General features: G+C 65.7%; 3 protein-coding genes. All 3 read right to left on the bottom strand.

All coding sequences use genetic code 11. The annotated features are described in order from the left end of the window. Positions 1–5,532, bottom strand: a 5,532-nt coding sequence (locus F0Q45_RS09495) for a non-ribosomal peptide synthetase (protein ID WP_149653711.1), incomplete at its 3' end; no start/stop codon positions are given. Next, positions 5,529–8,720, bottom strand: a complete 3,192-nt coding sequence (locus F0Q45_RS09490) for a type I polyketide synthase (protein WP_149653710.1) — start codon at positions 8,718–8,720, stop codon at positions 5,529–5,531. The genes F0Q45_RS09490 and F0Q45_RS09495, both read right to left, overlap by 4 nt. A 588-nt stretch (positions 8,721–9,308) precedes the next feature. Beyond that, positions 9,309–10,916: a DHA2 family efflux MFS transporter permease subunit gene (locus tag F0Q45_RS09485; RefSeq protein ID WP_149653709.1), complete on the bottom strand. Its 1,608-nt coding sequence runs from the start codon at positions 10,914–10,916 to the stop codon at positions 9,309–9,311.

Genomic DNA, 10,916 nt, shown 5'->3' with positions numbered 1-10,916 from the left:
CAGGGCCGCCCCTAGCACCGGGGACCCGATCGGCGGCGTCCCCGATCCAGCGACCAATGGTGCGCTCATGGTGGCGTAGATGGTGGTCTCGGTCGGGCCGTAGGCGTTGACCATCAGCCGGCCCGGGGCCCAGCGATCGACCACCTCGGCCGGGCAGGGCTCGGCGGCGATTACCAACGCCGCCGGCTCTAGCCCCACTGTCGCCAATCCCCGCACCGCAGAAGGGGTTTGACTGAGCACGTTCACCCCTTCGGCGATTAGCAGGGCATGCAGATCTGCCACCGAGCGGGTGACCGCTTCAGGAACCACCACCAGACGACCGCCGTGCAACAGCGCGCCCCAGATCTCCCAGGACGAATAGTCGAAGGCATACGAATGGCATTGGCTCCAAACCTGGTCCGGCGACGGGACGAAGCGGCCGTCGAGTGCGCCGAACAGCTGGACGATGTTGCGGTGGGTGACCGCGACACCTTTCGGGACACCGGTGGTACCCGAGGTGTAGATGATGTGCGCCACGTTGTCGGGACCCGGATGCGGCAGCGCGTGAGCCGGATAGCTGGTGGCCACGGCCGGGTCGTCGATGTCGATGACGCGTAGCCGATGCCCGTCGAAGCGGCCGGCCAGCTCCGCGATGGTGATCGCGGCCACTGGTGCGGCGTCGCCGACCATGAAGTCCACCCGCGCCTGCGGTAGCGCGGTGTCGATGGGCAGATAGGCCGCACCGGTCTTGAGCACCGCCAAGATCGCGATGATGGCATTTGCACTGCGCGGCAGCAGCATTGCCACGACGTCCCCGGGCCGCACACCGCTACCGATCAACACATGCGCCAGCCGGTTAGCCGCCTCGTCCAGCTCACGGTAGGTCCACTGGTCACCGTCGAACCGCACCGCTACCTGGTGCGGAGTGCGCGCCGCGTGGGCGGCGACCGCCTCCGGAATCGACGCGGCCGCGGATGCCGTGCTCAGCACCGCCCGGTTGCCGATGTCGTCGAGGCGGACATGTTCGGCCTCGTCGAGCAGATCGATCGACGACAACCGTTGCTGCGGGTTGGCAGCCAGCGCCCCCAGCACTCGCTCCAGCCGATTGATCAGCGCTTCGATGCTGCCCGCATCGAACACATCGGTGCGAAATTCCACCGCGCCGCCGATCCCCGCGGATTCGCCACCTTCGGTGAATCGTTCGCCGAAAGAAAACACCAGATCCATCCGCGCACTGTGGGTGTGCACCGGAATCGGCGTCACCTCCAGGCCGTCCAACGTCGAGCGCCCGGCCAGATCGCCGTGGCGGGCGAAGTTCTGCCAGGTGGACATGACCTGGATCAGGGGGTGATGAGTCAGCGACCGGGCCGGGTTGAGCCGGTCCACCAGAACCTCGAACGGGACGTCCTGATGCTCGAACGCCGCCAGGCTCTGCGCGCGCACCTGGGCCAGCAACTCGGCGAAAGTCGGATCGCCGGCTACCTGCACACGCAGTACCAACGTGTTGACGAAGCAGCCCACCAACTCGTCGAGTGCGGGGTCGTCGCGACCGGCGGCGGCAAATCCCACGGCAATGTCGCTGGCGGCGCACATCTTCGACAGCAGTGCCGTCAGAGCGGTCTGGAAAACCATGAAGCTGGTCGCATCGTGGGCACGTGCTACCCGAGCTACTTGCTGCTGCAGCTGCGCCGGCCATTGCACCACCACGGCGTCGCCGCGATGGTCGGCAACCCGCGGATAGGGCCGATCTGTGGGCAACTCCAGCCGCTTCGACATCCCGCTCAAAGTCTGCACCCAGTAGGCCAATTGGGCCGCGGCGCCGCTCTCGCTGTCGTCGATCTCGCCCAGGTTCTCGCGCTGCCACAGCGTGTAATCGAGGTACTGCACGGCCAACTCGGCCCAGTCCGGTGCCTGATCCGCACGCCGGCTGGCATAAGCCTCCCCAAGGTGAGCCGTCAGCGGAGCCAACGACCACCCGTCGGCGGCGATGTGGTGGGCGACCAGTGCCAGTTCATGCTGCTGCTCGGCGACCCGGAAAAGCTTAGCCCGCAATGGGATTTCGCAGGCCAAGTTGAAGCCGTACCGAGCATTCGCGTCGATGTCCTCCTGCAGCCGGTCGGGCGACCAGCCTGTCGCATCGACTACCTGCCAGCCGAAGCCGGCCCGCTCGGCCGGCAACACAACCTGCTGGGCGACCCCATCGGACGCCACGAAGACCGTACGCAGGGATTCGTGGCGGGCCACCACGTCGGCGAGCGCCTGTTGCAACGCCACGGTGTCCAGTTCGCCACGGAAACGAAGCACCCAGGACATGTTGTAGATCGGCGAGGGCCCCTCAAGTTGGTGCAGGAACCACAACCTGCCCTGCGTAAACGACAATGGCACCACCGCGGGCCGCGGCCGGGCCACCAAAGGCGTGCGCCTACCCGATATTCCACTCACTCGCGCCGCCAATTGGGCTACTGTCGGCGACTCGAACAGCACCCGCACCGCAAGGTCGGCGTCCAACGACTTGTTGACTGCCGAGACCACCCGCATCGCCGAGAGCGAATCCCCACCCAGATCGAAGAACGAGTCGTCGATGCCGACTCGGTCCAATCCCAGTACCTGGCCGTAGATACCGGCCAGGATCTCCGCTACCGCATTGGCCGGAGCCCGGTACCGGTCGGACCCGCCGAATTGCGGGGCTGGCAGCGCCCGGACATCCAGTTTGCCGTTGACAGTCAACGGCAGCTCCTCCAACGCCACGACGGCCGCGGGCACCATGTAGTGCGGTAGCCGCTCAGCCAGCGCCGCCCGGATCCCGGTTACGTCCACGGTTCCGGTGACGTAGCCCACCAAACGCTTGTCGTCGGGGCGGTCCTGCCGTGCGATCACCGCGGCCTGCTCGACCCCGTCCAATCCCGCCAGCGCGGCCTGCACCTCACCCAATTCGATGCGGTGCCCACGGATCTTGACCTGCTCGTCGGCGCGCCCCAGGTACACCAGCTGGCCGTCGGCGCCCCAGCGCACCAAGTCCCCGGTGCGGTACATACGTGTTCCCGGAAGCCCGGTCCCCGCGAACGGGCATGCGACGAAACGGGTTCCGGTCAGTCCGGCCCGCCGCCAGTACCCGTACCCCACGCCGGCACCCGCTACGTACAACTCCCCGACCACCCCCGCCGGTACCGGACGCAACCACGCATCCAGGACGAACAACGCCGCCCGCGGCACCGGCGAACCGATCGGTGCGATTCCCGACCCGGCCACCAACGGCGTACTCATCGCCACATACATCGTGGTCTCGGTCGGACCGTATTGGTTGACCATCACCCGCCCGGGTGCCCATCGGTCGACCACTTCACCGGTGCACGCCTCACCGCCGAGCACCAACGTCGTCGAGTCCAGGCCCTCGGTCGACAACGCCGCCACCGCCGACGGTGTCTGGGTCAGCACGACGACCTGTTCGGCTACCAGCAGCTCGTGAAACTCTGCGGGCGAGCGGGTTACTGCGTCGGGCACCACAACCAGGCGTCCGCCGTGCAGCAGCGCACCCATGATCTCGAACAGCGAAAGGTCGAAACCGTAGGAACTGCACTGGGTTACCGTCTGCCCAGCGCTGGGCGCAAACGACGTCGGCGAGGTGAACAGCTGGGTGATGTTATGGTGGCAGATCGCCACCCCTTTAGGGGTTCCGGTGGTGCCCGACGTGTACAGAATGTAGGCGATGTTTTCCGGGCGCGGGTGCGGCAATGCGTGCGCCGGATAGCAGTTTACGACGGCGGGATCGTCGATATCGATGATTGTGGTTTGGTGGCCGGCCAGCCGGCCGGCGAGCGCCGCACTGCTGATGGTGGCCACCGGTGTGGCGTCGCCGAGCATGAAGTCGATGCGGGCATCGGGATGGTTGGGATCCAGCGGCAGGTATGCCGCACCGCTCTTGAGTACCGCCAGGATCGCCATGATCGCCTGTGCTGACCGCTCCAACAGCAGCGCGACCACGTCTCCAGGACCCACGCCAGCGCCACTCAGGTTGTGCGCCAGTCGGTTTGTCGCCTGGTCGAGTTCGCGGTAGGTCCACGTCTGCCCAGCATGGGTTAGCGCCGCCGCTTCCGGCGTCCGCCGGACCTGGGCGGCGAACAACGCCGGAATCGACACCGCCGACCCGGGCTGGGCCAGTGCCGCGCGATTGCCGATCGCATCCAGATATCCTTGCTCTGTTGTGGCAGCGCCAGGTTGAACGTCGAAGAGGACGCTCACGTCGCGCAGCGGGCGGTCCCACATTTGCACCAGCCGTTGCATCGTGGAAAACAGGCGGCTGCCCAGCGTGCGGGCGGTAAACCCGACCGCGCTGGCCGGCGCCTCTATCGTCAGCTTCAACTGGTCGCCGATCTGCTCGACGATGATGCCGATCGGAAAGTGCGCGCGACTCAATGCCGTTGGCGAGTGGAAGGTCACAGTTCCGGTCGACAGCTCCCTGCCGCCGAACAGACCCGCAGACGGAAAGTTCTCGAAGGCGATGACGCTGTCGAACAACTCGCCCACCCCGGCCAGCGCCCGGATCTGCGAGTGGGTGAGATAGGCGTGCCCGCGCAGCCGTGCCGCATCGCGCTGGATCGACGCAGACAGCTGGGCCACAGTCGTTTTCGGGTCCAGCCGCACCCGCAGCGGGACGGTGTTGACGAATAGCCCCACCATCGATTCGACACCGGCCAGTTCGGCGGGACGAGTGGATACGGTGACCCCGAACACCACGTCCCTGCGGTCGGTCAGTACCGACAGCAGCAGCGCCCACGCCACCTGTGTCAGCGTGTTCAATGTGACGCCGCGGCGGCGGGCGGCGTCGATCAGACGAAGCGTGGTGTGCTGGTCCAGGCCGAGCGATACCCGGTCCGGCTTGCCGCTGGAGGGCCCACCACGGTCGTCTGCCGGACTCGCCGACAGCAATGTCGGCCCATCCAGGCCGACGAGGTGCTCACGCCACTGCTGTTCGCCCTTCTGCACGTCATAGCCGGCGAGCCAGCCGATGAAATCGCGCCACGGCCGCGGCGGAGCTGGCAGCGAGTCAACCGCACCACCGCTTCGGTAAAGGCTCACCAGCTCTTCCAGAAACACTGCGATCGACCAGCCGCCGATCACGATGTGGTGCGCGACGATGTTGAATCGCCAACGTGCACCGGGCAATTCGACCAGCAAGAACCGGACCGGCGGGCCCTTCTCCAGATCGAAACCGCGCTCCTGCTCGGCCGCCTCGCAAGCTCTCGCCGTTTCGGGAGTAGCCACCACGTGCTGCCACGTTAGGTCCACCTCCGACGGCACCACCTGCACCGGATGCGCCAGCGTGCGGCCGACAAAACGTGCCCGCAAGTTGGGGTGGCGCTTGAGCATCGTCAGTGCGCAATCGCGCAGCAACTCGGTGTCCAGCGGCCCGGACACATCGATGCCGATCGCGATTGTGTACGGGTCTTCGGATGGCCGTTGGCTGGCCATGGCCAGCGCGAACAGTCCCTGTTGAAGCGGGCTGAGGACCATCACATCCTGGATGCCGGCCACCTCACTGCTTGTTTCGGTCATGCGACCGCGGCCTTGTCGATCCTGGCAAGCATGTCCGGCAGTGCGAGCAAGTCAGCCGCAGACAATCCGGACATGCTCATCGCTTGAAACCGGCCATCCCCGGCGACTCTGCCGGCCTGCTCAGCCGCATGTGCGGTCTCGACGGCCAGCTCATCCAGCGCCGCCGCGAGCTCGCCCAACGTGGGATGCTCGAAGATCAGCTGCGGATTCAGTGGCAGGTGCGCCGCGTGCATGCGGTGCGCGAGCTGCATCGCCGAAACACTGTCGCCGCCCAGCGCCACGAATCGTTCGTCGCGCCCCACGTCGGTGACACCGAGAATCTGCTCCATCGCGGCGGCCAACGTCCGCTCGGTCGCAGTGCGTAGCGGCTGGCGGGACTCGCTGCGGTGCACCTTCGGCGTCGCGACGGTGATATTCGGTGCGGCGGCGACGCTCGCCTGGTCCGTTGTGCTCGCCGGTGCGGTAGGCGCCAGGGGCCGGCGCTGGAATGCGTACGTGGGCAACTCGATTCGCCTAGCGTCTGCGCAGGCGTAGCCGGCTGACCAGTCGATCGTCGTGCCGTGAACGAACATCGTTGCCAGTCCGCTGACAAACGACGTGGTCTCTTCGGGCGTCAGCCGCAGCAGCGCGGTGACGCAGCTCGATGCCGCGTCGATGCGTGCGGTGAGGTCAGCGCCCGGGCCGATTTCCAGGAAGTTGTCCATGCCGCCCCGGGATTGGGCCCACTGCACCGCTTGGGCAATGTCGGCGGGCTGCTGCAGCTGGTCCACCCAATATTGCGGTGTGGTCAACTGATCGGCTGCCACGACCCCGCCGGTCGCCGCCGATATGACACCGATGCTCGGGGTACGGTAGGTCAGCCGCCGGCAAACCGCGGCCAACTCCGTAATCCGCGGTTCCAGATTCGCCGAATGCGACGGGTGGCTGAGACCCAATTGCTTTGTCTGCATGCCGTTGACCGCGAGCTTCTCGGCGAGCTTTGTCAACGAGGCGTGGTCGCCTGAAATGGTCACCGACGTCGGCGAATCGACCGCGGCGACTGCGCAGCCGCGGAATTCCCGCAGGAACGGCAGCACATCCCGTTCGGCCGCCTCGACGGCGAGCATGCCCTCGTCGACCCGTATGGATTGCTGCAGGCGACCGCGCTCGGCGACGAGTTGGCAAGCCTCGTCCAGTGACCACACGCCCGCTACGTACGCGGCGGTCACCTCGCCCAGGCGATGACCGATCACGAAGTCCGGCCGCAGCCCCCACGATTCGGCGAGCCGGAACAGTGCGACCTCAAAGGCGAACAGTGCCGGCTGGGCGTAGGCGGGCTGGCTCAGCAGTTCGGCGGCCTCCGATCCGGCTTCGGCGAAGACGACGTCCTGCAAGGAGGTTCCCAGCAGTTCGTCGAAAATGGCGCACACCTCGTCGAATGCCTTGGCGTACTGCGGAAAACTTGCGTAGAGCTGTTGTCCCATGCCCACCGACTGGGCTCCCTCGCCGGGGAACATCACCGCGGTTTTGGTGGGGTTCTCCGCGACGCCGCGCACCACCTCGGTCGACGTGTCGCCGGTGGCCAACGACCGTAACCCGTCCAGCAGTTCGTTTTTGTCGCGCCCGACGATGACGGCCCGATGCGGGAACTGGGTGCGGGTGGTAGCCAGCGAATGCCCGATGTCGGCCGCATCGAGGTTCGGGTTCTCGTCGAGGTGTGCGGCCAGGCGGGCAGCCTGCATCGGCAGTGCCGCTGCGGATTTCGCGCTGAGCACCCAGGAGAAAACGGGGAGTTCGTCGCGGCGGCCGCCTTCGAGCGTCTGACCCATTGCGGCAGCCTGCCGGGGCGCCTCTTCCAGGATCACGTGCGCGTTGACGCCGCTGATGCCGAACGCTGACACCCCGGCCCGGCGTGCGTCATCCTGCCGTAGCCACGGTTGCGCGTCGGTGACCAGCTGAACGCCACTCGACGACCAATCCACGAACGGGGTCGGCTCGCCGGAGTGCAGGGTCGGCGGTATGACGCCCCGGCGCATCGACTCCACCATCTTGATGACGCCACCGACCCCGGCGGCGGCCAGCGTGTGGTTGATGTTCGATTTGAGCGAACCTAGCCACAGCGGCCGGCCGTCCGGCCGGTGCCGGCCGTAGGTCTCGATCAGCGCTTCGACCTCGGTCAAGTCACCTAAGGGCGTCCCAGTGCTGTGCGCCTCCACCACATCTACCTGGCTGGCGACCAGACCGGCGTTGGCCAGCGCCCGGCGGATCACCCGCTGCTGCGCCAACCGGTTGGGGGCACCGGCCCTGTTCGACGACCCGTCGTGATTGACCGCCGAACCTCGTATCACCGCCAGCACCGGGTGCTGGTTCTGCTGCGCGTCCGACAGCCGCTCCAGCAGCAGCATGCCGACGCCTTCGCCCCAGCCCGCACCATCGGCCGATGCGGCGAACGACTTGCACCGTCCGTCGGCGGCCGAACCCACTCCCTGGCGCAACCCGGAAAGGCGCTGGGGCGTCATTACGGTGACGCCCCCGGCCAGCGCCAGCGGGCACTCACCGGACCGCAAAGATTGCACCGCTTCGTGAATCGCCGTCAAGGACGACGAGCATGCGGTGTCCAGCGTGATGGCCGGGCCATGGAATCCTAAGAAGTAGGAGACCCGGCCAGCCGCCATGCTCGAGGCCCGGCCGCTGAACGCGAAGGGCAGAAAGCTGTCCGGCTCCCCGATGATCGTGGCCTCGCTCTGCCCACTCGTGAACGAGGCCATGCCGAGGAAGACCCCGGTTTCGTCGGCCAGCTCGGCCGCAGAGTCGATGCCCGCACGCTCGAATGCCTCCCAGGAGGCCTCCAGCGCCAGGCGCTGCTGCGGGTCCATCACCGCCGCCTCGCGGGTGCTAATGCCGAAGAAGTCTGCGTCGAAAGCGGTTACCTCGTGGACGAATCCGGCGATATGTGAATCGGCGCCATCGGTGTTTTCCAGCTCCCACCCACGGTCAGCCGGCGGCCCCGAGACTAGGTCGCATCGCCGCGAAACCGCACGCCACAAATCCGCCGGAGAACTAACGCCACCCGGGTAGCGGCACGCCATGCCCACAATCGCGATCGGCTCGCTGGCCTTGTCCTCAATCTCCCGCAAGCGCCGGCGAGTTTTCTCCAGCTCTAGTACTGCTTGCTTGAGGTAGGTGTGGAGTTCTTCATGACTTGCCACTTTTGACAGCCTTTCATGAGCATAACTCTGACCGCTATCAGCAATTAAGTTGTGCCTGCGAATAACCGACACGACCTGGCTACGCACGGCTTTGGACGTAGGGAGGAAACCGCGCTTCTAGGAAATTCCCGATCTTTTTGACTTAGTTTGATGGGTGACTGCTAAACGGTTTAGAGATCAACAGTCCGGTATAGCTTGCGAAGCGTGAAAAATGTGGCTTCGGTACTCACCAAAAACTCCCCTTAGATAAGCGTCTGGCGACTCGTTATCTGGCTTAACGCGTGCAAAGTTAGTGCACGACGTCGGCAGTGACCATGGGCAAGTCGCCCTGTTCTGGCAGGCGGCGGTGCAGCAAAGCGCACAGCACCCGCGCAGGCCGCCGGCGAGTTCACGAACCTGCGGCTATTGGGCCTGCGACAAGGCATCCAGCCCGCCGCCCCGGGCCGTTGGCTCACTGTGCACAATGCTCGGTTATCCGCTGTTTCAATGGCCAATGTGTCTGTTGGCACCCGCAATATGCCGTAGCCATCCTCGAATTGCGACTCGGGTGCAAGTGGCTCCCTGAGCTGTCCGGGGTGAGGCTGGTTGCTAGGCGGCTCGTGCGGGCATGTCCACGTGTGGTGGCACCCGGACCGACACAGCGGCCTTTTTTGGCAAGAATAACGCCGGAACGAACGATAAAACCGTCAGGACGAAGACGACGACGAACACGACAGTATAGGCATGTGTGAGGTCGTGCAGCACGCTGCCGGCAAAGTCGGGGCTCAGCGCCCGCCGCGGTATGGCGGCGGGGTCGACGGGCGCCCCCGACTTGACGGCATTGTCTCGCAGGAACGCCAATTTCTGTGCGGCGGCAATGTTTTCGCTGCGATTGAATTGGTTGGTCAGGATCACCGAAATCAGCGCGTACGCCACCGAACCGGCCACATGCTGGTTGACGTTGACCAGCGTCGAGCCCCGCGCGAGTTGATGCGTCGCCAGGGTTTGCACCGCTGCCCCGGCGACCAGCATCTGCGTGCAGCCCATACCCAGGCCGACGATCGCCAGGCCGGTGAACAGGACGGGCAGGTAAGCAGCATGGCGGGCAACCCCGTAGGCGAAGAGGCCGGTACCCAGGCAAACCAGCGCGATGCCCGAGAGCACCACCTTGCCGGGTCCGTGTTTGTCTAGTAACGCACCGGCCAGCGGCAGGGTCAGTACGCCGCCCAGCCCGATGGGGATCACGGCCAGCCCGGCCTGCAGCGGTGTCTGGTGCAGCGTTTGCTGAAAATAGCTCGGACACAACAGACCTGCGCCGGCAATCGCGACGGCGAATAAGAACATGACCGCGTTGGCCAGCGTGACCACCCGGTTGGTGAACAACCGCACATCGATCAGTGGATGGTCGGTGCGATAGAGGGCATGAAAGACGAAACCGGTAATCAACAGCAGGCCGATGGTCACCGGCACCCACACGTACGGGTGGGCGGGTGTGCCGTGGGCGGGAAGGGAGGACAGCCCGTACAAAAGAGTCGCCAGGCCGGGCGACAGTAGCAGCACGCCGATCAAGTCGAAGGCTTCCGACGGCACCGGTTCGTCTTTCGGAAACACCGCCGCCGCAAGGGCTATCGTGATCAAGCCAATCGGCAGGTTGATCAAGAAAATCCACTTCCAGCCGAAGGCGTAGATGAGCCAGCCTCCCAGAATGGGTCCACCGATCGGGCCCAGCAGCATCGGCGTGCCCGCTACCGCCATCAACCGGCCCAGCCGTTTGGGACCGGCTTCGCGGGCCAATATGGTCATGACAATCGGCATCACCACACCGCCGCCGAACCCCTGTAGCACACGAAATACGATGAGCGCCACGATGTTCGAGGCCATCGTGCACAGCAACGAACCCAGCGTGAAGGCCAGGACCGAGCCGATGAAGAGCCGTTTGGCGCCGAATCGGTCGGCCGCCCACCCGGCCAGCGGGGTGACTGTCGCCAAGGCCAGCACGTAGCCGGTCATGGTCCACGCGACGACGGCCTCGTTGGACTGGAATACGGTGATGAAGGTTCGTTGTGCGACGAAAACCACTGTGCTGTCCAGCGTTACCGTCAGCGACGCCAGCACGCACACGCCGGCAATCCAGAGCAAACGGGCGTCGAGCGCGTCGGGAAAGCGCGTCGCCGAATCCGAGGGTTGCGGACGATCCACGCGGCGCCGCACCGACAT

It is taken from the genome of Mycobacterium simiae, assembly GCF_008370645.1.
Classification (GTDB): domain Bacteria; phylum Actinomycetota; class Actinomycetes; order Mycobacteriales; family Mycobacteriaceae; genus Mycobacterium; species Mycobacterium simiae_A.
This window is presented reverse-complemented; position numbering and strand designations above follow the sequence as displayed.

Excerpts from the sequence above, each read along its gene's own strand:
- F0Q45_RS09485 (WP_149653709.1), bottom strand. The coding sequence starts at position 10,916 with ATGTCGGTGCGGCGCCGCGTGGATCGTCCGCAACCCTCGGATTCGGCG.